The 22,003-nt window shown below is 61.6% G+C and carries 21 protein-coding genes; 7 read left to right on the top strand and 14 right to left on the bottom strand.

The window, feature by feature from the left end; all coding sequences use genetic code 11:
- Positions 1–238: 238 nt before the first annotated feature.
- Both ACFPWW_RS08545 and ACFPWW_RS08550 read left to right on the top strand, forming a co-directional pair.
- Complete coding sequence (locus tag ACFPWW_RS08545; protein WP_377311373.1) at positions 239–1,150, top strand: glycosyltransferase family 8 protein; 912 nt, start codon at positions 239–241, stop codon at positions 1,148–1,150.
- A 69-nt stretch (positions 1,151–1,219) separates the two neighbouring features.
- Positions 1,220–2,323, top strand: a complete 1,104-nt coding sequence (locus ACFPWW_RS08550; protein ID WP_113500159.1) for a glycosyltransferase family 2 protein — start codon at positions 1,220–1,222, stop codon at positions 2,321–2,323.
- Between the two features lie 43 nt (positions 2,324–2,366).
- Here the strand turns inward: ACFPWW_RS08550 and ACFPWW_RS08555 are convergent, their stop codons facing one another.
- The 4 genes from ACFPWW_RS08555 to ACFPWW_RS08570 form a co-directional block, all read right to left on the bottom strand.
- Entirely contained in the window at positions 2,367–3,422 is a 1,056-nt protein-coding gene (locus ACFPWW_RS08555; protein ID WP_377311374.1) for an NAD(P)H-dependent flavin oxidoreductase, read from the bottom strand.
- A gap of 64 nt (positions 3,423–3,486) precedes the next feature.
- A complete protein-coding gene (locus ACFPWW_RS08560) occupies positions 3,487–3,732 on the bottom strand; it encodes a tautomerase family protein (protein WP_113413491.1) in 246 nt (81 codons plus the stop codon).
- A 54-nt stretch (positions 3,733–3,786) separates the two neighbouring features.
- On the bottom strand, positions 3,787–4,500 hold the full coding sequence (locus ACFPWW_RS08565) for an SDR family NAD(P)-dependent oxidoreductase (RefSeq protein WP_112563052.1): 714 nt from the start codon (positions 4,498–4,500) through the stop codon (positions 3,787–3,789).
- Between the two features lie 47 nt (positions 4,501–4,547).
- A complete protein-coding gene (locus tag ACFPWW_RS08570; protein WP_377311375.1) occupies positions 4,548–5,330 on the bottom strand; it encodes an MBL fold metallo-hydrolase in 783 nt (260 codons plus the stop codon).
- A gap of 77 nt (positions 5,331–5,407) precedes the next feature.
- On the opposite strand from ACFPWW_RS08570, the gene ACFPWW_RS08575 reads away from it, so the two are divergent.
- A complete protein-coding gene (locus tag ACFPWW_RS08575; protein ID WP_112753535.1) occupies positions 5,408–6,295 on the top strand; it encodes a LysR family transcriptional regulator in 888 nt (295 codons plus the stop codon).
- A gap of 5 nt (positions 6,296–6,300) precedes the next feature.
- Here ACFPWW_RS08575 and ACFPWW_RS08580 read toward each other — a convergent pair whose 3' ends face one another.
- The 7 genes from ACFPWW_RS08580 to ACFPWW_RS08610 form a co-directional block, all read right to left on the bottom strand.
- Complete coding sequence (locus ACFPWW_RS08580; protein ID WP_377311376.1) at positions 6,301–7,065, bottom strand: FadR/GntR family transcriptional regulator; 765 nt, start codon at positions 7,063–7,065, stop codon at positions 6,301–6,303.
- A 24-nt stretch (positions 7,066–7,089) separates the two neighbouring features.
- Positions 7,090–8,151: a four-carbon acid sugar kinase family protein gene (locus ACFPWW_RS08585; RefSeq protein WP_112704760.1), complete on the bottom strand. Its 1,062-nt coding sequence runs from the start codon at positions 8,149–8,151 to the stop codon at positions 7,090–7,092.
- A complete protein-coding gene (locus ACFPWW_RS08590) occupies positions 8,148–9,140 on the bottom strand; it encodes an ABC transporter ATP-binding protein (protein WP_112563063.1) in 993 nt (330 codons plus the stop codon). Before ACFPWW_RS08590 ends, ACFPWW_RS08585 begins: the two co-directional genes overlap by 4 nt.
- Positions 9,140–10,144 (bottom strand): ABC transporter ATP-binding protein, encoded by a 1,005-nt coding sequence (locus ACFPWW_RS08595; RefSeq protein WP_112704761.1) that lies wholly within the window; start codon positions 10,142–10,144, stop codon positions 9,140–9,142. Before ACFPWW_RS08595 ends, ACFPWW_RS08590 begins: the two co-directional genes overlap by 1 nt.
- Complete coding sequence (locus ACFPWW_RS08600) at positions 10,144–11,103, bottom strand: ABC transporter permease (protein WP_112563067.1); 960 nt, start codon at positions 11,101–11,103, stop codon at positions 10,144–10,146. Before ACFPWW_RS08600 ends, ACFPWW_RS08595 begins: the two co-directional genes overlap by 1 nt.
- A 2-nt stretch (positions 11,104–11,105) precedes the next feature.
- Positions 11,106–12,062, bottom strand: a complete 957-nt coding sequence (locus ACFPWW_RS08605; RefSeq protein WP_112563069.1) for an ABC transporter permease — start codon at positions 12,060–12,062, stop codon at positions 11,106–11,108.
- A 133-nt stretch (positions 12,063–12,195) separates the two neighbouring features.
- Positions 12,196–13,836, bottom strand: coding sequence for an ABC transporter substrate-binding protein (locus ACFPWW_RS08610; protein WP_377311377.1), 1,641 nt, complete (start codon positions 13,834–13,836; stop codon positions 12,196–12,198).
- 277 nt (positions 13,837–14,113) lie between these two features.
- On the opposite strand from ACFPWW_RS08610, the gene ACFPWW_RS08615 reads away from it, so the two are divergent.
- The 4 genes from ACFPWW_RS08615 to pdxA all read left to right on the top strand — a co-directional run bounded on the left by ACFPWW_RS08615 (position 14,114) and on the right by pdxA (position 18,702).
- On the top strand, positions 14,114–15,019 hold the full coding sequence (locus ACFPWW_RS08615) for a dihydrodipicolinate synthase family protein (protein WP_377311378.1): 906 nt from the start codon (positions 14,114–14,116) through the stop codon (positions 15,017–15,019).
- A gap of 12 nt (positions 15,020–15,031) precedes the next feature.
- Positions 15,032–16,216 carry a sialidase family protein gene (locus ACFPWW_RS08620; RefSeq protein WP_377311379.1) on the top strand — a complete coding sequence of 395 codons (1,185 nt, stop codon included), beginning with the start codon at positions 15,032–15,034 and terminating at the stop codon, positions 16,214–16,216.
- Positions 16,217–16,541: 325 nt separating this feature from the next.
- Positions 16,542–17,675, top strand: coding sequence for an iron-containing alcohol dehydrogenase (locus ACFPWW_RS08625; RefSeq protein ID WP_377311380.1), 1,134 nt, complete (start codon positions 16,542–16,544; stop codon positions 17,673–17,675).
- A gap of 28 nt (positions 17,676–17,703) precedes the next feature.
- The gene (pdxA, locus tag ACFPWW_RS08630; RefSeq protein ID WP_112704766.1) at positions 17,704–18,702 is read left to right on the top strand and encodes a 4-hydroxythreonine-4-phosphate dehydrogenase PdxA; all 999 of its coding nucleotides are present in this window, start codon (positions 17,704–17,706) and stop codon (positions 18,700–18,702) included.
- Positions 18,703–18,818: 116 nt separating this feature from the next.
- On the opposite strand, the gene ACFPWW_RS08635 is transcribed toward pdxA, so the two are convergent.
- The 3 genes from ACFPWW_RS08635 to ACFPWW_RS08645 all read right to left on the bottom strand — a co-directional run bounded on the left by ACFPWW_RS08635 (position 18,819) and on the right by ACFPWW_RS08645 (position 21,803).
- Positions 18,819–19,601, bottom strand: coding sequence for a FadR/GntR family transcriptional regulator (locus tag ACFPWW_RS08635; protein ID WP_112563079.1), 783 nt, complete (start codon positions 19,599–19,601; stop codon positions 18,819–18,821).
- Positions 19,602–19,787: 186 nt separating this feature from the next.
- Positions 19,788–20,774: a substrate-binding domain-containing protein gene (locus ACFPWW_RS08640; RefSeq protein ID WP_112563081.1), complete on the bottom strand. Its 987-nt coding sequence runs from the start codon at positions 20,772–20,774 to the stop codon at positions 19,788–19,790.
- A gap of 48 nt (positions 20,775–20,822) precedes the next feature.
- Positions 20,823–21,803 carry an NAD-dependent epimerase/dehydratase family protein gene (locus ACFPWW_RS08645; protein WP_377311381.1) on the bottom strand — a complete coding sequence of 327 codons (981 nt, stop codon included), beginning with the start codon at positions 21,801–21,803 and terminating at the stop codon, positions 20,823–20,825.
- Positions 21,804–22,003: the final 200 nt, after the last annotated feature.

The raw sequence follows: 22,003 nt of genomic DNA on the forward strand, positions 1-22,003 counted from the left end.
GATCTTCACATTACAGGGCCAAATCCACAACACCCAGCTTTTGGTAGTGGAGCGATAGCAATGGTTAATTTTCTCACAATCCGCCGCGATCAAAACGCCGACGAGGGACGTTTTGTTGCTGGCGGAACAAGAATTGGCCCGCCTTCAACAAGCAGACGGCGGCATCCCGGCAAAGAGAAATTTTCCACGGATTCAACAAAGACACTTCCAGGCGAAGAACTGCGAGAAGGATTGTACCATGAGTAATCAGTGCGTGGCCTACGTTACGGATGTCGAATATTCCTTTCCGACTATTCTTTCGGCGCTGCAGGCGCGGAAGTTTGCAAATTCCGAGACGGATGTCTGTGTTCTCATGTCGGAGCACCTCGATAATTTCGAGGAGCTGAAGGGCCTGCTGGCACTGAGCGGCGTCAAGCTGATGGACGCGACGGAAGCGCTGCGCGAATCCCTCGGCAAGCTCGACGGTTCGCATTTCATGGGCCGCATCAGCGTCAGCACAATGGCCAAACTCGTGCTCGCCCAGGTCCTGCCCGAAAACTATACCCAGATCATCTATCTGGACGGCGACACACAGATTGTCAGCAGCCTTGCCGATCTTGAGAATGCGTTCGCACCGCCCGGAAAGTTTTTCGCGGCACGCGATTATACCTCCATCCACGGCCTGCTGCAGAACGGCAAGGACAGCAGTTATTTCAATGCCGGCGTCCTGAAATTCCACCGCGACGGCTGGATCGGGCCGGAGGCACTGCAGCTCTTCGCCACGAACCCGGACGCCTGCGACGGCAAACATGACCAGGGCGCCTTGAACTACGTCTGCGGTTCCTCGCTCATCCTGGTGTCGAACCGCTGGAATTTCCCCAAGCAGTTCCTGCATCTGGTGGACATGTCCTCGCTCGCCATCGTCCATTACATGGCCCACCCCAAACCCTGGCACGGCACGTTCTTCCCGTGGAGCGACACCGAAAGCCAGGTCTATATCGACCTGCGCAAGACGCACCCGGCCTACAACGCGCTTTACCGGGGCATCAGCTTCGACCGCAAGGTCGTCTACAAATACCGTTCGATACGAGAGCGCGTAAGACATGCCCTGCAGAATGAAATGCCCAATCCGCGCGTACAGACCCTGCTCGCCGGCGATTATCTCGTGTGATGAAAGGTCGACCCGATCCCTGCAGGCAGAGCCGGTCTTGAAGGCCGGCGCGAGTGTTCAGGAGCAGAAATGAGCGCTTTGACCACCAGCATCTCGCACTACGCCAAGGCCCGGCTGCGCCGCTCGCTGAAGGCCGGGCAACTCGGCTATGCCGGCCTTCGTGGCGGCCTGAAGCAGGCACGCCACGTATTGATCTGCGTGATCCGCGACGAGGGACACCGGATGGCGTTCTTTCTGCAATATTATCGCGATCTTGGTGTCGAGCACTTCATCTGCATCGACAATGGCTCGAGCGACGGCACGGCTGAATTCCTTTCCGGCATGGAAGACGTTTCGCTTCTGTCAGCCACCGGTTCCTACAAGGCAGCCCGCTTCGGCAATGACTGGATCAACGCAGTCATCAACCGCCATTGCCAGGAGAAATGGGTTCTCTATGTCGATGCGGATGAGTTCCTGGTCTACCCGCACTGCGATACGCGTTCGATCGGCCAGCTGACCGCCTATATGGAATCTGTCGGCGCCCATTCGCTGCGCTCCGTCATGATCGACATGTACAGCCGCAATCCCGTCAGCGAAAACATCTGCGAACCCGGCCGCAATCCTCTCGATATATGCAGCCTTTTCGACCATTCAGGCTATGAATCGCACTTCGACAGGAAGAGCCGCACCATCTGGATCAAGGGCGGTGTGCGCGGCCGTGTCTATTTTCGCGGCCGCGTCTGGGACGGCCCCGCGCTCAACAAGATCCCGCTGATCTATGTGTCCGGCGAACGCCTCTACCTCAAATCCTCGCATCAGGTCTGGCCGCTCTCGCTCAATCTCGGCGAAATGCGCGGCGCCGTCGGCGTCACCAGCGCCCTTCTTCACTTCAAGTTCCTGTCGAGCTTCCTCCACAAGGTGGCCGATCCTGCCAACCGCTCGCAACATACGGCCGAGTACACCATGTATTCCTCCCCCGAAGACGCCCGCAACTTCGTCTACACGGGCACCGCCACCTATCGCCACTGGAAGGATCTTTCCGACCGCGGCCTTATCCAGGGAGAAGGCTGGCAACTCTGGCACAGCGCGTCCGATGCGGAAGTGCGGCAGAAGAGCTCGCCCGCACCCGCCAAAGCCCCCGTTCCAGTCCAGACGGGTGCCGTTATCGCAGGCGAAGCGACGCCCTCGCGCTAGCGGCCTCCATGACGTCCGTGCCGACCCGCATGGGTCCCTGCTCCTAGTCTGCTTCGACGAGATACCGCGTCAGCTCCGCACTCGACATTTCGTGTGCAAGGCTTGCAGCCTGACCAGCCCACATATTGCTGAAATCCGGCCGGCCTTCCTTCTCCGTCACCGCCCTCAGCGGCGCAAGCGCACCGCCGGCGGTCGGGAATGCCGGTGCAGTTGCCGACAGCGGTCCGATCTCCCGCATGATGCGATTGACGATGCCGCGTGCGGGACGGCCGGTAAAGATGTTGGTCAGGGCAGTATTGTCGTCCCGCGCCGACTTCAGCGCGTCGCGATGGAAGGCGGTGATTTTCGCTTCCGGCGTAAGGAGATAGGCCGTACCTACCTGAACTGCGGAGGCACCAAGGACAAAAGCGGCGCGAACGCCGCGCCGGTCGCTGATGCCGCCAGCCGCAATGACCGGTACGGGAACCGCATCGACGATCTGCGGCACAAGCGCCATCGTGCCGACCTGCATGTTCATATCGTCACCAAGGAAATTTCCCCGGTGGCCGCCGGCTTCCAGCCCCATGGCGATGACGGCATCGACACCGCGCTGCACCAGCCAGCGCGCCTCCGCAACTGTCGTCGCCGAAGCGATGACCCTGGCGCCGGTACGCCGCACGCGTTCCAGAAGATCCGGTCCCGGCAGGCCGAAATGGAAGCTGACGACCTCGGGCCGGTAGGTCTCGACAAGCGCACAATAATCGCCGTCGAAAGGCGCACGCCCGGCCGCCGGAACCGGCGCGGCGGGATCGAGCCCCAGCTCGACATAGTAAGGGGCAAGCGCGGTACGCCATTTCATCTGGGCAACGGCATCGGCCGCCGGATTGGCATGAACAAAGAAATTCACATTGATCGGCTTTGACGTCGCCGATCGTATCTGCTCGAGCGACGCCCTTGTCTGCTCGATCGTTAAAAGCGCTGCAGGAAGCGATCCGAGGCCGCCGGCTTCGCTGGTTGCGATCACCATTTCCGGCGTCGTCGCGCCGGCCATTGGTGCCTGAATGATAGGAAGCTCGATCCCGAAAAGGTCGACGATACGATTGTCCTGCCAGTTGCCCATGAGGTGATATCCCTGCATTTCATTTGGTGCAAAGCGGGTGGCGGCCCCGAAGGCCGCCACGACACTATTTCTGTCTCGCCGCTTTTTCCGCAAGCTGCTTGCGATATTCAGGCACTGGCAGACCGCCCACACCCCAGTTTTCCATCTCGACTTCATCGATAACGACGAAGGTACTGTCATGCGGCTTGCCCATAATATCGAAAAGAAGATCGCTGACGCCCTTGATGAGCGCGGCCTTCTGTTCCGGCGTGGTGCTGCTTGCACCGGGAGCCGTGCCTTCACGCGTCACTTTGATATTCACATAAGGCATTGTCGTTCTCCTTGGCGGCGGGCGCCACATCGCGCTCCGCCCGTTACCTCCCCACTACCAGCGGCCGGCGTGCTGGCCGCCATCGACATTGAGCGTCTCGCCGGTCACGAAGCCGGCACGCTCCAGATAGAGCACGGCATCGACAATCTCGCTCACTTCGCCCAGGCGGCCGACCGGATGCAGCCCCTTGAGGAAATCATGCGTCTCCGGCGCATGCATCGGCGTCCTGATGATGCCGGGCGCCACCGCATTCACGCGGATGCCGCTCCTGGCATATTCGATGGCAAGCCCGCGGGTAACGGCGTCGAGACCGCCCTTGGTCAGCGTCGCAAGGCCCGTCGGAACATCGGCGATCGGCTGTTCCACAAGGGCCGTCGTGATCTGAACGATGTGACCATGGCCCTGCTTCAGCATCTGGGCAATGGCAAACTGCGTGACATGGAAGAAGCCGGCAACGTTGACGTTGATGACGTTGTTGAAGTCTTCGACCGTGTAGTCGGTAAACGGCTTGCCGATGAAGATGCCGGCATTGTTGACCAGCGTGTCCACGCGGCCGAAACGCTCGACCGCCGTCCTGACCACCTGTTCGGCCACGCCGCGCTCGCCAATGCTGCCGGGGACAGCGATAATGCCCGCATCGGACGACGGCTCGATGCTGCGGGAATTGGCGACGACGACGTAGCCTTCCCTGCGATAGGCCGCAACGATACCGGCACCGATACCCTGCGAGGCACCGGTGACGATGGCGACTTTCTGTTCGTTACTCATGATATGTCTCCTTGGAAGATTGGCGCCTAGCGCCAGTTTGAGAGGGATCAGGCCGTCAGCTCGATGCTGAGCGGCTTGCCCTTTTCGAAGAGCCTCAGCCGGTCTGCGAGGTTGAAGACCGAAAAGGCGTGCGCAAGCTGGTCCTGATTTTCGCGAAAATGCACCCAGCCCTCGTTATGCGCAGGTACGAGCAGCGCGTTCGGGAAGGCATGCGCCGCTTCCAGAGCGTCCTCGCTGCCCATCGTCATGTGAAAGCGGCCACGGGGCTCGGCAGCACCGGTAAACAGCAGGACCACTTTCGGGGAAAAGAGCCGCGCAACCTCGGCCGTACCCTCGTACCAGACCGTGTCACCGGTCACGTAAAGAAGGTCGCCCGGCTTTTCGCGGCCAAGTGCAAAGCCGACGACATCGCCGGAAATCGGTTCGATGCCGACGGGGCCGTGCCGGGCGGGCGTCGCCGTGACCAGAAGCTTCTCGCCGCCGGCACCTTCGAGTGTGACGGTTTCGAAAGGATCAAGCCCGAGCGCATTGCCGCCCAGCCGCTCCGCACCGGCCCTGGTCGTGTAGGTGGTGCCAACGCCGGGCAGCATGGCCCGGCCGGCACTGTCGAGATTGTCGAGGTGCTGGTCATGGCTGAGAAGAACGGCATCCAGCCGGCCGATCTTTTCGACAGACAGGGCGGGGCCGGAAGTTTTTTCGAAACGGACGGGCGTTTCCCTGTAGAGGCCCGGCGGGTCGAAGGTCGGATCGGTAAGAAGGCGCAACGCGCCATATTCGACGAGCACGGTCGGCCCGCCGATCAGCGTGAGGGTGAGACTGGAAGAGCTCATGTCGGCAACCTTTCTGTTTGAGGTCGCCTCCTATCTAGTCCCGTTCCCTTCTGCGAAAAATTCGCTATTCTTTGCCAATGGCTGATAAAAAACGCACAGAGCCGGACTGGCAGGATATCCGGGTTTTCCTTGCACTCGGACGGCACGGCAGCCTGTCGGCCGCCGCCCGCACGCTGCGTGTCAACCACGCAACGATTGCCCGCCGCCTTCATTCGCTGGAAGAAACGCTCGGCGAGAAACTGGTCGAGCGCCGCCCGGACGGTTATGTGCTGACACCCGCCGGAACCCGCGCACTGACGGCGGCCAGCGACATGGAGGCCTCCGTCCAGACGCTCGGGCGCGGCTGGAAGGACGACACGCCGAAGGGCCTCGTGCGCATCAACGCGTCACCCGCGCTCTCGCAGGGTTTCCTCGTCTCCCGTCTGGCGATGATCACGATGCAATTTCCCGGCCTCGACATCGACCTGGCGACCGACATGCGCAGCATCAGCCTTGAACGCCACGAGGCCGACATTGCCATCCGCCTCGGAAAACCGCAGGACGGCGATCTCATCGCCAGGCAGCTCGCGACGATCGGATACGGCTTTTACGGAACGGAGGAGGTCTGCCGGCAGGTCGAAGACGGCGCCGAGCCGGTCTTCGTCGGATTTGACGAGGTGAATGCCTTCGTGCCGGAGGCGGCCTGGCTCGCCCGCCATTTCCCGCATGCGCGCGTGTCGTTCCGTGCCAACAACCAGGTGTCCCAGTCAACGGCCGCCAAGGCCGGCGCCGGTCTCGCATTGCTGCCGCACTATATCGGACGCACGGAAAAGAGCCTTCGCCACTGCCCGCTGGAGCCGGTGCCGCCGCCGCGGGAGGTCTGGCTTCTCACCCGGCGCCAGCAGCGCAAGGATCTGCCGATCCGAACAGTCGCCGACTATCTGACGAAGATATTCGCGACAGAACGCGCCTTGTTCGAGGAATAGCCCCTTCAGAAGGACAGGTCGAGCACACGCCCTTCGAACAGGCGGTCGCGTGAGCCTTCGAGATGCGCGCGCATCAGGTCGCGCGCGTTTTCCGCCCGGCCCTCGGCGATCGCCTTATAGATTTCGTTATGTTCCTGATACACCTGTTCGAGGCCCGGCCGCGGACCGAGCAGCGAAAGTCCGTGCAGATGCATGCCGACGGCGATGTGCGCCTTCAGCGCATCCATGGAGGCCGTGTAATAGTGATTGTTGGCGGCCTCTGTGACGGCGCGATGGAAGACGAAGTCGGCATCCACCCGGTGCAGCTGGTGGCTTGTCGCTTCCCGCAGATCCGCAAGGGCCGCGGCAATCTTCTGGATTGCCGCATCGTCGCGGCGCTTGGCGGCAAAATAGGCGGCCGCCGGCTCGATCGTCAGGCGGAATTCGTAGCAGCGCTGGATATCGGCGATCGTCTTGACCGGCGAATAGGCAAGCTGCGCCGTCGGCGAGCCGTGCGCGCTGACGAACGTGCCGGCACCCTGCCGCGCATAGACGATGCCCTGCTCGCGCAGACGCGCCAGCGCATCACGCACGATAGGACGCGAAACACCCAGCATCGAAGCAAGCTCGTGCTCACCCGGAAGCCGTGAATCGGGCGGATAGTTGCCGGCGCGGATGCGCTCCATCAGCTGATCGAAGACACGATCGACCAGCTTCACGGCCCTGCCGCGCTCCGGCCGTGCAGCCGGAGCCGCTTCCGGATTTACCGATCCGCCATTCGCTTCATCCACTCTCATTCTCCCCGCTGGCATTCCTTACGCCGCCTGATTCCGAACGATCAGTCTTAGCAAACTATCGGAATTGCCGAAGCCCCCCGACTTGACGGCACATCGGAATTGCCGCCCGTTGACATCCCTGACGTCGAACCACGGAACACCGGCCTCGATTTCCCCCTTCGGCAGCAGGACCGAAACGCCCAGTTCACGGAAAACGGCAAGCGCGGTATCGCCGCCGCCGACCATGATCATGTCAGGATTCGTATCATCTATGACCGATTTCACGCCCTGCGCAAAGCGAGCGGCGACACGCGCGCCATCGCTCGTCATCTCGCCCGTGCAGCGCAGCAGCGCCGGCAATGCCAGCCCCTCCCCGCTTTCGACCGCACCCATCGGCGCGTCCACGACGATACGGAGGGCACCCGAAGCTTCGAGACGGTCCATCTGGGCGGCCGTAATTGGATCGCGGGAACCGAAGGCAAACAGCGTCTTTCTCGTCGCGAGAAATTCCGGCGTCAGCCGTGCAGGTCCGCCGAGCCGGCGCGCCAGCGCCGAGCCCAGGCCGCGAGCGCCGACGGCAAGGGTGGAAAGCCAGTCGTTTTCCGCCACGACAATATCGAGATCGGCATCGTCTTCGGCATCGGCGACCGTCACGCCACGAGCAGATCCGGCAAAGAGGTCCGCGATCGGCAACGGATGTTCCACGCCGCGCCCGACCACGCAGCCGCGATAGGTAATGCGCTCCTGATCGGGAATAGCCGGCGCCATCAGGATGGTCTCGAGACCGAGCACGTCGGCCAGCGCGATGCTTTCGGCCGCAACATTGCCCTTCAGCCGGGAATCGATCTTCTTCATGAAGATCGCCGAACCGGCGGCACGCAGAGTTTCGGCGGCGGCCCGCACGCGCGCCGCCGCTTCCGCCTCCGGCAGGCCGCGCGAGGCCGTATTGACGACAACGACTTCCGCACCGGTTTCCAGCGCCTTGCCGGCCGCTTCGACATCGATCGCGACAGCAACCGACAGCCCGGCCTCCACAAAGGGTGTCCCCGTATCGAGCGAGCCGGTCAGGTCGTCGGCAATGATGGCGACTTTCAGCGTCATGAGGCCTGCCCCGGATTGACGGCATGGCAGGCAACGAGATGGCCGGGCTTGGCTTCCTTCCATTCCGGGACGACCTTGCTGCAGACGTCCATGGCGATCGGGCAGCGCGTGTGGAAACGGCAGCCTGCCGGCGGGTTCAGCGGGCTCGGCACATCGCCCTGCAGGATCTGGCGCTTGCGGCTGCGCTCCAGTTCCGGATCGGTTTCCGGCACGGCCGAAAGCAGCGCCTTCGTGTAAGGGTGCAACGGATTGTCGAAAAGCTCTTCGCGCGTTGCAAGCTCGGCCAGGCGACCGAGATACATGACGCCGACACGCGTGCTGATATGGCGCACGACGGCGAGGTCATGCGCGATGAAGAGGTAGGTCAGGCCGTATTTTTCCTGCAGGTCGAGCAGCAGGTTGATGATCTGCGCCTGGATCGACACGTCGAGCGCCGAGATCGCCTCGTCGCAGACGATGAATTTCGGCTGGCAGGCGAGCGCACGCGCAATGACGACACGTTGGCGCTGGCCGCCGGAAAGCTCGTGCGGGTAACGCTGGGCAAAACGCGTCGGCAGGCCGACGTCGGTCAGCAGGGCCGCGACCTTGTCCTTGAGCTCCGCCTTGGTGGCAAGCTTGTGGAAGAGGATCGGCTCGCCGATCGCCTCGCCGACCGTCATGCGCGGGTTCAGCGTCGAATAGGGATCCTGGAAAACGATCTGCAGGTCGCGACGGAAGGGCCGCATCTGCTTCTCATCGAGCGTGGCAATATCCTGGCCCTTGTAGACCACCTTGCCGCTCGTCGCCTTGTAGAGATTGAGAATGGTAAAACCGGTCGTCGATTTACCGCAGCCGGATTCGCCGACGAGGCTCAGCGTCTCGCCTTCCATGATGTCGAGATTGACGTTGTCGAGCGCATAAACGGTCGCCGAGCGCTCGCCGAAAGCGCCAAGCTTGACGTGGAAATGCTTGACGAGGTTTTCGACCTTCAAGAGCGGTTGGGCACCCATCACGCAGCCTCCTGCATTCTCTGGACGACGAAACAGGCGGCGCGATGCGCGCTGTTGCCAGATACCGGCTCAAGCCGCGGCACACGTTCGTGGCAGACGGCTTCCGCCAGCGGGCAGCGCGGCGCAAAGGGGCAGCCCTTCGGCCGGCGGCCGGGCTCCGGCGGCGTGCCGCCGATCGAGGACAGCCGGCTTGCCGGCGCATCCGAGAGCTTCGGGATCGAAGACAGCAGCCCACGCGTATAGGGATGGCTGGGACGAGCATAAAGCTCGTCCACCGGCGCATCTTCCACGACCGTGCCGGCATAGAGAACGGCGACGCGATCGACGAGGCCGGCGATCAGCGCGAGGTCGTGGGTGATCCAGACGACGGACATGCCGAGCTTGGCGCGCAGATCCTTCACCAGATCGACGATCTGGGCCTGGATCGTCACGTCGAGCGCGGTCGTCGGCTCGTCGGCGATCAGAAGCTTCGGATTGCAGGCAAGGCCGATCGCGATCATCACGCGCTGGCGCATGCCGCCAGAAAGCTCGTGCGGATAGGCCATCAGCCGCTCTTCGGGACCGGGAATGCCGACGAGGCGCAGAAGCTCGACGGCGCGTGCGCGCGCATCCGCCTTCGACATCCTGCGATGATAGATCAGCGGCTCGCAGATCTGATCGCCGATACGCATGACCGGATTGAGCGAGGTCATCGGATCCTGGAAGACGAAGCCGACATCGCCGCCGCGCACCTTGCGCAGGTCGGAATTGGACATCTTCTGCAGGTCGCGCCCGTCGAAATTCGCCGAACCCTTCGTCACCTTGATCTTGTTCGGCAGAAGCCGCATCAGGCTGAGCATCGTCAGGCTCTTGCCGCAGCCGGATTCGCCGACGACGCCAAGCGTCTCGCCCTTGTTGACATAGAGGTCGATGCCATCGACGACGACGGCGGGGCCGCGGCGCGTATCGATCTCGATGGTGAGATCCTTCACGTCCAGCAGGCGTTCGTTGCTTGTTGCGTTCATCATTTGCTGCCCCGCGGATTGAGTGCGTCGTTGAGGCCGTCGCCAAGGAAGCTGAAGGCCACCGAAGCAAGGCCGAGCACGGCCGCCGGAGCGGCGAGGAGATGCGGATAGTGCTGCCAGACGCGCAGGCCGTCCGAGATCATGTTGCCCCAGCTGGGGGTCGGCGGATTGACGCCGACGCCGAGGAAGCTGAAGGCGCTTTCCAGCACCATTGCCGTGCCGAGGCCGGCGCTGACGGAAACGATCAGCGGCCCGAGTGCGTTCGGCACGATATAGCGCAGGATGATCAGCCAGTTGGACAGGCCGAGCGCCTGCGCCGCCATGACATAGGGACGATTGCGGATCGACAGGACCTGGGCGCGCACGAGGCGCGCATAGGGGGGCCAGGAGATCAATGCCATCGAGCCGAAGACCAGGATGAAATCGACCCACACGGTCTGGCGGTAGAAGGGGTTGAGGGTGGCGAGATATTGCGCCTCCATCCATTTCGTGATCGGCGTCTTCAGGGATGCGTTGATGACGACGACGAGAAGCAGGTTCGGCACCGACATCGTCACATCGGTCAGCCACATGATGGCGCGATCGTAGGGATTGCCGAAAAAGCCGGCGACGGCACCGAGCAGCAGGCCGATCAGGACAGCGATGAAGGTGACGATGACGGCGACGAGGAAGGCCGTGCGCGTACCGAAGACGATACGGCTGAAGACGTCGCGGCCGAGATCGTCGGTGCCGAAGAAATGCGCGAGCGACGGCGGCGCGTTGCGCGAGGCGAGATCCTGGCTGAGATAGTCATAGGGCGTCAGGGACGGGCCGAAGATCGCCGTGAAGGCAAGGATGACGATCACGACGAGGCCGAAGATCGCAAGCTTGTTGCGCTTCAGGCGCTGCCAGGCGTCGCGCCACAGGTTGACCGGCGGCTCCTCGGCCGTCTCGACCGTCGCAAGAGGAATGGCGGACATGATCAGCGGCTCCTTCTGGAATCATTGGCGCGCGGATCGAGCATCGGATAGAGCACATCGACCAGCAGGTTCGACACCATGACCAGGAAGGATCCGATCAGGGTGATCGCCAGGATGACGGGATAATCGGAATTGGTGAGCGCCTGCACGGTCAACCGGCCGAGACCCGGCAGGCCGAAGACGAGCTCGACGAAGATGGCGCCGTTGACGATGGTGATCATGATCAGGCCAAGCTGCGTCACCACAGGCGTAAGCACGGGGCGCAGGATATGCTTCAGCGCCACCACGATTTCCGGCACGCCCTTGGCGCGCGCGGTACGGACGAAATCCTCCGACAGCACTTCGATGACGGCGGCGCGCGTCTGGCGCACGATCAGCGCGATCGGCTGGAAGGACAAGACGATGAGCGGCAGGATGATGCGCACGTCGAAGACGCCGCCCCAGCCATAGGGCACCTTGATCATCGGCAGGAGCACGATCAGCGCCACCATCAAGAGCGGGCCTGCGACATAGGCCGGGATTGCCCACAGGAACAGCGCCGAACCGAGGATCGTATAGTCGATGCGGTTGTTCTGGTTCAGCGCAGCGATCATCCCGAGCGGGATTGCGACGATCGCCGTCAGGATGATGGAACAGAGCGCAAGCTGGAAGGAAACGGGGGCGGCGGCCGAAACCATGGCCCAGACGGAGCGGCCCGAGGTCAGCGAATTGCCGAACTGGCCGTGCAGGAGGTTCCAGATGTAAAGGCCGAACTGCTCGATGAAGGGCTTGTTGAGACCGGCACTTTCGCGGATCGCCTCGATACGCTGCGGATTATAGGCAACGTCGCCAGGCGCACGAAGGAAGATCAGCTTGATCGGATCGCCGGCACCGTAGAAAGCCATCGCGTAGACGGCCATCATCACGACCAGGACGGACGGAATCCAGATGGCAAACCGCGTGAACACGTAGCGTAACAAGGCCACCTCCCATTCTTGCCCGGCGCATTTCCGCGGGAGGCCGCAACCGCCGGTTCTTCTTGAAATGTAGCGCGAAGGCCTTTCGGCCCTCGCGCCGCTGCTTTGGCCGCATCATGCGGCCCTGTTATCGGCCTCAGCCGATCGACACATCCCAGGGAGCCACGACCTGCCAGTCGAGGTTCTTTTCCATGGCCTTGACCTCCTTGGTGGCCCAGCGCGACATCGCCTGAGAATACCACGGAAGGAAGGCCCAGTCGTCGCGGAAGGCCTTCTGGGCTTCCTGCGCGAGCTTCACGCGCTCCGGATCGTCGGCGGCCTTCGTTGCAGCTTCTGCAAGCAGGCTGTCCACCTTGTCGTTCTTGTACCCGCCGAGCTTGTTCTGGGCGTTGGACGACGTGGAAGCGATGGAGCCGGCGAGATAGGAAACGGCGTCGGGAACGCGCGTGCCGACGTCGTCGCGGAAGATTTGGACCGCATTCTGGTCCGGGCCGGCATAGGCGTCCTGCTGCGGCTTCATGTCGACGGCGGTGATGCCGAGGTTCTGGCGCCACTGCTCGGCGATGAACTGGGCTGCCGCCTGGATCGCCGGACCGGAAATGCCGACGAACATCAGCTTGGGAAGACGCTCCGGACCGCCGTAGCTGGATTCGGCAAGCAGCTTCTTGGCGGCCGCCGGATCATACGGATAGGGCTCGAAGCCGGAATTCTCCGCACCCGGAACCGAGTTCAAGATCTGGTCGGCCTTCTTGTGCGGACCATCCGGATAGGAGGCCTTGAACAGACCGTCGCGATCGACCGCCATGATCAGCGCCTGGCGCACCTTCGGATCGTCCATCGGCGCGCGAGACGTGTTGAACCAGAAATGCTGGCTGGTCGGGATGAGCGGACCCGCCGAAAATTCCGGGCCGAGATCCTGGATGATCGTCGAGGTGACGAGCTCGGTGTGCGCATTGTATTCGCCAGACTTGATCAGCGACGTCGCGGTCACGTTGTCTTCGATCGAGCTGATTTCGATACGGGCAAGCTTCGGCTTCGGTCCGAAGAATTTTTCGTTCGGCTCGAAGGTCAGCGTGCCGGCGTCGATATCGAGCGCCGTCAGCTTGAACGGGCCGGAATAGACGGCGCTGCTGTCGGGCTTGTACCAGTCAGCCACTTCCTCGCCGTCGCTGCCGCGCGACTGGGCGGCCTTGGTGATCGGCACGATATGGTTGGCAAGGCGCATGAAGAAGATCGGATCGGCTTCCGTCAGCGTGCAGACGATGGTCGATTCATCCGGCGTTGCAACGCCGGTCAGTTCGTTTGCGGAACCGGCGGAAACTTCCTTGTAGCCGGCAACCTTGCTCAGCACCTGATCGACACGCTGGTTCTTCGTGTTGGGCATGGCGGAAACGTCCCACGAACCCTTGATATCGGCCGAGGTGATCTTGCTGCCGTCGGAGAAGACCGCCTTCGGGTCGATCTTGAAGGTCCAGACCTTCTTGTCCGGCGATTCCCAGCTCGTGAAGACGTAGGGCTGGATATTGCCGTCGGCATCGAAATACATCGGCGACGCCCACCAGAACGAGTTCCAGCGGAAAGTTCTGCCGCCGCCGCGCAGCGGCGACCAGTCCTGGTCGAAGGCGGGATTGATGGCCTTCAACACCTGGCCGTCCTGCGCCATGACGATGCGGGCGCTCGCACCGAAGAGCGAGAAGCCGACGCCGGCCGCAAGCCCCAGCTTCAGCGCGTTACGACGGGAAATCTGCGAAAAGTCTTGGTCACTACCAATTGTCATTTGCTCCTCCGTGGCAAATAGCGCGCCTTTCGAAAGACCTCCCCGAAGCTGCGCGATATAATGCTGACATTTGCGCGATAATGTAAATCTGTCAATGGAAAATAACATATGGAATATCAAATCAGGGGATTGAAATTATTTCAGTAGCAAAATCAATATTTTAAAAATCGACGCACGTAGATTTCAAATTTGTAAGATTGACAACTGAGGGACATTGGGATGAATACGGCAGCGTAGGAACGTGCCGGGCAGGCCCGGTCTGACGAGGAGGACACCCTTGAGCAATCACAAGATTACAGGCGTCTATAGCGCCGCGACCACCCCTCTCAATACCGATGGCAGCCCGGATCTCGGCCTCTTCACCGAACATTGCCAGCGATTGATCGAAGAAGGCTGCCACGGCGTGGCCCTGCTCGGAACGACGGGCGAGGCCAATTCCTTCTCCTCCGCCGAGCGCCGCATGATCCTCGAAGCCGCGCTGAAAGCCGGCATTCCCGCCGACAAGCTGCTGCCCGGCACGGGCGTCGTTGCCATTCCCGAGACCGTCGAACTGACAAAACACGCGCTTTCGCTCGGCGTCACCAAAGTTGTCATGCTGCCGCCCTTCTACTACAAGGGCGTGTCCGACGACGGCCTCCTCACCGCCTATGCCCAGATTCTGGAGAAAATCGGCGATACCAGACTGCAGGTGATCCTCTACCATATTCCGCAGGTTTCGGGCGTTCCGCTCTCCATCCCGCTGATCAGCCGCCTGGTTGAAGCCTTCCCGGACACGGTTGTCGGCATCAAGGAATCTGCGGGCGATTTCAACAACATGCAGGCAATCATCGCCGCCTGCCCCGGCTTCTCCGTGCTCTGCGGCGCCGACCCGCTGCTGCTGCCGCTCCTGAAGGCCGGCGGTGCCGGCTGCATCACCGCCACCTCGAACCTCGTCGCCAATTCGCTGCGCACCGTCTACGACCACGTTCGTGACGAGGCGAAAAGCGCCGAAGTCGAGGTCGCACAGGCACGCATCAACGCTTTCCGCACTCTGTCGAACTCCTATGTGCAGATCCCGACGATCAAGGCCATGGTTGGCCTGAAGACCGGCAACGCCGGCTGGCGGCGCACGCGCCCGCCGCTGGTGCCGCTCAACGACGCCGAATATGCGGCACTCGCCGAAGGCTACGCAAAGCTGCCATAAGGGAGGAAAACCATGCAACCGACAGGTTTGAAGCCTGAAGACGTTCCCTCGCTGATGGACGGCACGCTCAGGGCAAATTCTGCCCAGGCTGGCCGCCTTGATGCTTATCTGCCGTCTCCCTGCATCCAGAACCACGCCGCCAATCTCGCTTTCCTGGCCGATGGAACACTGACATGCGTCTGGTTCGGCGGCACGATGGAAGGCATGGGCGACATTTCGATTTACATGTCTCGGCTGGCACCCGGCGCCGACCGCTGGTCAGGACCGGAGAAAATGTCGGACGATCCGGCGAAATCCGAGCAGAATCCGTTGATTTTCAACGCGCCTGACGGTCGCGTCTGGCTGCTCTACACATCACAGACATCGGGCGATCAGGACGGCGCGGTTGTCAAATGCCGGATCTCGGAGGACGGCGGCAAGAGTTTTCCTCCCCCCACCGTTCTCTGCGACCTGCCCGGCACCTTCGTGCGCCAGCAGATAGTCGTCAACAGCAAAGGCGACTGGCTGCTTCCCGTCTTCCGCTGCATCAGCCTGCCCGGTCAACGCTGGAGCGGCGACGCCGACACGGCAGGTGTCCTGGTCTCCCGCGATGGCGGAAAGAGCTGGAAAATGAAGGGGATAGAAGGCAGCCTGGGCGCCGTGCACATGAATATCGTGCCGCTCGAAGGCGACAGAATGATCGCCTTCTTCCGCGATCGCTACGCAGAGCATATTCGCGCCTCGTTCTCCTCGGATCAGGGCGAGACCTGGAGTGCGCCGGAACCAACCAATCTGCCCAACAACAATTCCTCGATCCAGGCTGTCGGCCTTGGCGATCGACGAATTGCGATGGTTTACAACCACAGCAGCGCCGCCTCTTCCGACGCCCGACGTCAATCGCTCTATGACGAGATCGAAAGCGGCAAGGCTCCGGTCGCGGAAACGCCCGATAGTGCAGCCCGAAAGGCTGTCTGGGGCGTTCCGCGCGCGCCGCTGAGCCTTGCGGTTTCGGCAGACCACGGCGGCCATTTCGAACGCAAGTTCGACCTGGATACCGGCGACGGATATTGCCTGAGCAACAACTCGAAAGACATGCTCAACCGCGAGTTCTCCTACCCCTCCATCATCCAGGGGGCGGACGGTACGCTCCATGTCGCCTACACCTATTACAGGCGCGCCATTAAATATGTGCGCCTCCCATTGGAATCAATTGCTTAACGGCCGACTGGCCGACCGGGAAGGCATGGAGAGGTCCGATATGCACAGCATCGGACCTCTCTGGACAGGAATCCCGTTTTTACAAATACACCACAACTTCGCTTCAAATTGCGCTGGCTCCACCGCAGAACTGCATAATTCGCAATTAACTAATCAATTTCAAATTCTTATGCAAAAACTCACGTGTCACATTCGGCGCATCTTCGACCAAAATGGATATCTAAACAAGAAAAACAACCATTCATTCTTGCCAAAAATCGTGGGACAGGATAACAAATTTACATCATTGGCGGCCTAGTCCGTCGCGCATCGGGGAGGACCGCCTATGGTCAGTTTGGATTCACCTATTACCGTTGTCCGGCCGCACCTGATCGAATTCGGCCTTGGGACGGCGGAAAAGCTGGGCGCCTGGGCCGCGAGCAAGGGGTATTCGCGGACACTGGTCATTTCGGATGCATTCAATGCCACCCGCGTCGAACTGCTGCAGCTGAAGGGTGAAGTTTCGGTCTTCGCCGACGTGACACCCGAACCGGATATTGCCAATCTCGACAAGGTGCTCGCCGCTGCGGAAGCCGCGCAAGCCGACCTCATCGTCGGCTTCGGCGGCGGCAGCGCCATGGATCTTGCCAAGCTCGCCGCCGTGCTCGCCGGCTCGCCGCAGACGCTCCGCGAGGTGGTCGGCCCCAACAAGGTTCAAGGGCCGCGCAAGGCAGCGCTCGCGCAGGTGCCGACGACCTCGGGCACGGGCAGCGAGGCCGGTATCCGCGCACTCGTCACCGATCCCGAAACAAAGGCCAAGCTTGCGGTCGAGAGCCTTCATATGCTTGCCGATATCGCCGTCATCGATCCGTCGCTGACCTTCTCCGTGCCGGCGCGCACGACGGCCGCAACCGGCGTCGATGCCATGGCGCATTGCGTCGAGGCCTTCACCAATCGCAAGGCGCATCCGATGATCGACATGTATGCGATCGAAGGAACGCGGCTCGTCGGCAAATATCTTGCGAGAGCGGTCCGCGACGGATCGGATGCCGAAGCCCGCGCCGGTCTGTCGCTGGCCTCGCTCTACGGCGGCTTCTGCCTCGGCCCGGTCAATACGGCCGGCGGCCATGCGCTCGCCTATCCGCTCGGCACGCGCTGGCATGTCGCCCACGGCGCGGCCAACGCATTGATCTTCCCTCATGTTCTCGCCTTCAACACGCCGGCCGTACCGGAAAAGACGAAAGCGGTCATGGAAGCGCTCGGCTACAGTGCCTCGGACACGGTCAAATCGGTCTTCGATGCCGCCTATGCCTTCTGCGCGGAGCTCGGTATCGAGATGACCCTGTCGGGCCTCGGCGTGCCGCAAAACGATCTCGATGCCATGGCCGACGATGCTTTCGCCATCCGCAGGCTGCTGGATAACAATCCGCGCGACTTGACGCGCGCCGACATACGCTCGATCTACGAAGCAGCCTATTGAGGCAGGGCTTTCAAAAGGAATTTGACCGATGGACAGAAATGCTAAAGTCGCAGTAACCCTCGGCGATCCCGCCGGCGTCGGCCCGGAAGTGATCGTCAAGGCACTGGCGGCGTTGCCGGCTGCCGAACGGCGCGACTTCGTCATCGTCGGCAACAGCGAAGCGCTGGAGCGCGCTGCGCGCGCGACCGAAGTCGGCCTGCGCTTCGGCCCCTCCGCCTCCGAAGACGGAAACACCATCGCCGTCGACGAGGTGCCGCTTGGCGCGCCGCTTCCCGAGATCGGCAAGGTCAGCCCGGTCGCCGGCGATGCATCCGTTCGCTATATCGCCCGCGCCGTCGATCTGGCCATGTCAAAGGAAGCCGACGTCATCGTCACCGCGCCGATCAACAAGGAGGCCATGAATCTCGCCGGCCATCATTTCGACGGCCATACCGGCCTGCTGGCCCATCTGACCGGCTCCAAGAGTTCCTTCATGCTGCTTGCCTCCGAGCGGCTGAACACCATTCACGTTTCCACCCATGTCTCCCTGAAGGGCGCGATCGAACGCGCCAGGACCGAGCGCGTGCTGGCGACGATCGAAGCCGGCCATAATCATTTCATGCGCCTCGGCAGGAAAGCCCGTATCGCGGTCGCCGGTCTCAACCCGCATTGCGGCGAAAACGGCCTCTTCGGTACCGAGGACACGGAGTTCCTGGCGCCGGCCGTCGAACTGGCACAGGCCAAGGGTATCGACGTGGTCGGTCCCATTTCCGCCGACACGGTCTTTGCCCGCGCCTATAACGGCGCCTTCGATCTGGTTATTGCCCAGTATCACGACCAGGGCCATATCCCGATCAAGCTCGTCGCCTTCGAGACCGCCGTCAACGTCTCCCTGGGCCTGCCGATCGACCGCGTCTCCGTCGATCATGGCACCGCCTTCGACATCGCCGGAACCGGCCGCGCCAACCACGTCAACATGCTCTCGGCCATCGCCTATGCGCGGCTGATGGCACGGTCGCCGCGCGCCGCCACGGCGCTGGCCTCCTGACACCGGCATTTGTATTACAGCTCCGGCCAGCAGAGCCCGCTTGAATGCGGGCTTTTGCACCGATGACCAAGCCGTTTCGACAGCCGCCGCTTCCTCTGCCGGACGGGTTCAGGCTTCTATCGCGACCAGCGTGCTATGATCTGGTCAGTATTTGCCAGCACCTTGCGGACTGCGTTGCGCGCCATGTTCGGCCGCTGCAGGCGGATGCTTTTCTCGATATTCTCATGAAGTTTCAGCACATATCGCAAATTGTCCTCCTCTCGCGTCACATGGGTGAAGAGGTGGTTCAGCGCCGATTCGATCAAGACGCCGAGCGGCACCAGCAGATCATTTCCGGAAGCGCGCAGGATGGCGATATGAAATCGCGTATCGGATTCCGTTCGCTGCTGGAGTGATGTCGCCTGTCCCATATCCTGCAGAGCCTGACTGATTGCCTTCATTTGCTCCTCGGTCCGGCGCTCCGCGGCAAGGGCCGTCGCTTCCGGCTCGATCATGTGCCTGAGTTCCTGCACGGTCCTCAGAAAGGCTTCGCGATCGGGAGAGGCGGCATACCAGCCCAATACGTCGCGATCCAGCAGGTTCCAGCGTTCCTTGGGCTCGACCCAGCTGCCGATTTTCGGACGGGAAGACAGCAGCCCCTTGGCCATCAGCATCTTGATCGCCTCGCGCACCGCCGATCGGCTGACTTCGAAGACTTGCGACCACTTTGCCTCGTTTGGCAGGATCGTGCCCGGCGGATAATCGCCGCGCACGATCCTGAGGCCGATCTCGCCTGCCAAAGACACATGAACACTTGCCCCGGTTATACGCGGAGCATTTGGGCGCCTTGCGGTGGCCGAGCGGTCAACCGTCGCCACCTCGACCGAAGCCGTCGGCTTTCCCGATTTCTTGTCAGGCATTTATTTCTACTGCCTCAGCATTCTTTCGACTGTCTGCGCGTGCTATCAAAACAATCGTAATAACGAGGAAGTCGCCTGCGATTGACTCTGGCAAAATGCGCGGAATTCAGGGCGCGTCAAGCCCTGCGGATCTTTCGATCCGTCTCGGGGGCAACTAGTGCCCCCTTGGCGTTTCAGACCGCGAGCCTACTTTTGAATGCAGGTATCGACCGTATCTTTCGTGCACTCATCGAGCCCGGTGAATACCGGATCTTCAACCGCCTTACCGGCAATCAGATCCATCATCACCGAAGGTGCCTTGTAGCCCATCTCGAACGGCCGCTGGCCGACGAGCGCAGTCACCAGACCTTCCTTGGCAATGGCAACCTCGTCGCCGATCGTGTCGGCGGCGCCGATGACGAAGTCGTTGCTGGCAATCTTGTCGGCCATCGGCTTGAACAGGTCGCGATAGGGTTGCGGCGCGCCGAACAACGGCCAGCCACCCATAATGCCGAAGGCGTCCAGATCGGGGTTGGCCGCAAGGATATCGGTCATCGCCTGCACGCCCTTGGCACCGTCGTCATTGGTGAAGACCGGGCATCCGGCGACTTCCGTCCATCCACCCTCGCCTTTCAGCTCGGTAAGCCCCTTCTGGCCGGTAAGCGTGTCGCGCATGCCTTGGGCGCGGCGCAGGATATTGTCCGCCCCCGGATTGCCCTCGATCGTGCAGATCTTCCCGCCGTTCGGCTTGGCTTTCTTGATGTAGTCACCGATGCGCGCGCCCATCAGGTAATTGTCGGTACCGAGATAGGTCTTGCGCAGCGCCGCATCCTCGGCTGCAAGGTCGGCATCGAGCGTCATCACCGGAACCGTCGGATTGGCGGTCTTCAGGGTCTGGGCGATAAGTTTTGCGTTCGACGGCGAAATCGCGATTGCGGCCGTGTCTGCCTTGCCCAACATATCCTGCACGATCTGCGCCTCGCCGGCTTCGTCCGAAGTCGATGCGGGACCGGTATAGAAGCACTCATATTCCGAATCCGGGTTCTCCTTGTTCCACTTCTGGCAACCTTGATTGATTGCTTCGAAGAATGGATTGTCGAGCCCTTTGACGACGATGACGAGTTGCTTCTTGGCCAGGGCCTGGCCCGCGGTCAGCGCCAGAATTGCGACAGTCAGTAACAATGCTTTCTTCATGGTTTCCTCCCTTCAAAACGACGGGCACGGCATACCCGCCATACGAAATCAACCCGGATACCAGACGACGCGAGGCTCCTCCTTCGAACGCTCGTATTGCCACGCCGAGTCGATAAGCATTTCGAGATCGTAGTTCGGCCGCCAATCCAGCAGGTATTTCGCCTTGCTGTTGTCCATCCAGTTGGAATGGAAGCGGCTCGGTATCTCGACAGAACCGAGATTTCGCGTGCGCGACAGATAGGCTGCGACTTCGGCATAGTCGACCGGCCGATCCATGCAGATGTTGAAGAGCTGCCGCTCCGCACGAGGGTTGTCGATCGCCGCCAGGATCGCGGAGACGAGGTCGTCGACATGCACGAAGTTGCGTTTGAGCGGACGCCCGTCGGCATCGAGCAGCAGCGGCACCGTGCCCGCGGCGGCATAGCGTCGTGCGGCCTCTTCCGGAACCATCGTCTTCCAGTCCGGACCGCCGAAGACGTCGTCTCCGAAGGACAGCGAATATTTGAAATCGTCCTTTTCCATGATCCAGGGCGCGCGCAGGCAGCAGCCATTGAGGCCATATTGGATACCGAACTGCTCCAGCATGACTTCTTCCAGAACCTTCGAGAGCGCGTAGCTTCCCGGATAGGCGCAATGGCGGACGCTCTCGGTAATCGGGTCGTCATGGCGATAGTAAAAATGCCCAATGCCCGCATCGCCGCCGATCAGGATGAACTGGCGTGCCGTGGCGCTGGTGCGGAATTCCTCGAGCAGCCAGAAGAGCCCCTTGACCGCGACGTCCATGATTTCGCGCGGGGTTTCCTTGCAGGTGGCAAGATGCACGACATGGGTGACGTCACGGAGCGCGGCAGCGACAACATCGCGGTCGGCAATCGAACCGCGGATGACTTCGACGCGGTCGGTCGCTTCGCACAGGCGGTTATGGCAAAGCGCGCGAATACGCGCTTTGGAAAAGCTCGGATCGTCAAGCAGCCCAGCAATGAAGCGCCGCCCGACCTTGCCCGTCGCACCGGTAACAAGGATCAGCATGCTCTCTCTCCCAGTGATAGCTAATATTCGAGCGCGGCTTCCGTCAATTGATATTTGTCCGACAAAACGGATTTTTGTTACAATAGGCTCCCCACCGCGGACAATGAGTTGACGCTGTCGCGGGGTTTTGCGTAAATGCTCATATTCGTTTTTCCTGGGAGGATATTGGAAAGACGAATTCGCTGCAGCCGCGCGTCGAA

This window comes from Rhizobium sp. GCM10022189, from assembly GCF_042656325.1.
Lineage (GTDB): Bacteria > Pseudomonadota > Alphaproteobacteria > Rhizobiales > Rhizobiaceae > Rhizobium.

Bases quoted from the DNA above. Each gene is read 5' to 3' on its own strand.
- ACFPWW_RS08560 (WP_113413491.1), bottom strand. From the start codon at position 3,732: ATGCCTTATGTGAATATCAAAGTGACGCGTGAAGGCACGGCTCCCGGT.
- pdxA (WP_112704766.1), top strand. From the start codon at position 17,704: ATGGACAGAAATGCTAAAGTCGCAGTAACCCTCGGCGATCCCGCCGGC.
- ACFPWW_RS08640 (WP_112563081.1), bottom strand. From the start codon at position 20,774: ATGAAGAAAGCATTGTTACTGACTGTCGCAATTCTGGCGCTGACCGCG.
- ACFPWW_RS08565 (WP_112563052.1), bottom strand. From the start codon at position 4,500: ATGAGTAACGAACAGAAAGTCGCCATCGTCACCGGTGCCTCGCAGGGT.
- ACFPWW_RS08620 (WP_377311379.1), top strand. From the start codon at position 15,032: ATGCAACCGACAGGTTTGAAGCCTGAAGACGTTCCCTCGCTGATGGAC.
- ACFPWW_RS08550 (WP_113500159.1), top strand. From the start codon at position 1,220: ATGAGCGCTTTGACCACCAGCATCTCGCACTACGCCAAGGCCCGGCTG.
- ACFPWW_RS08585 (WP_112704760.1), bottom strand. From the start codon at position 8,151: ATGACGCTGAAAGTCGCCATCATTGCCGACGACCTGACCGGCTCGCTC.
- ACFPWW_RS08625 (WP_377311380.1), top strand. From the start codon at position 16,542: ATGGTCAGTTTGGATTCACCTATTACCGTTGTCCGGCCGCACCTGATC.
- ACFPWW_RS08610 (WP_377311377.1), bottom strand. From the start codon at position 13,836: ATGACAATTGGTAGTGACCAAGACTTTTCGCAGATTTCCCGTCGTAAC.
- ACFPWW_RS08595 (WP_112704761.1), bottom strand. From the start codon at position 10,144: ATGAACGCAACAAGCAACGAACGCCTGCTGGACGTGAAGGATCTCACC.
- ACFPWW_RS08590 (WP_112563063.1), bottom strand. From the start codon at position 9,140: ATGGGTGCCCAACCGCTCTTGAAGGTCGAAAACCTCGTCAAGCATTTC.
- ACFPWW_RS08555 (WP_377311374.1), bottom strand. From the start codon at position 3,422: ATGGGCAACTGGCAGGACAATCGTATCGTCGACCTTTTCGGGATCGAG.
- ACFPWW_RS08575 (WP_112753535.1), top strand. From the start codon at position 5,408: ATGGCTGATAAAAAACGCACAGAGCCGGACTGGCAGGATATCCGGGTT.
- ACFPWW_RS08645 (WP_377311381.1), bottom strand. From the start codon at position 21,803: ATGCTGATCCTTGTTACCGGTGCGACGGGCAAGGTCGGGCGGCGCTTC.
- ACFPWW_RS08600 (WP_112563067.1), bottom strand. From the start codon at position 11,103: ATGTCCGCCATTCCTCTTGCGACGGTCGAGACGGCCGAGGAGCCGCCG.
- ACFPWW_RS08545 (WP_377311373.1), top strand. From the start codon at position 239: ATGAGTAATCAGTGCGTGGCCTACGTTACGGATGTCGAATATTCCTTT.
- ACFPWW_RS08570 (WP_377311375.1), bottom strand. From the start codon at position 5,330: ATGAGCTCTTCCAGTCTCACCCTCACGCTGATCGGCGGGCCGACCGTG.
- ACFPWW_RS08635 (WP_112563079.1), bottom strand. From the start codon at position 19,601: ATGCCTGACAAGAAATCGGGAAAGCCGACGGCTTCGGTCGAGGTGGCG.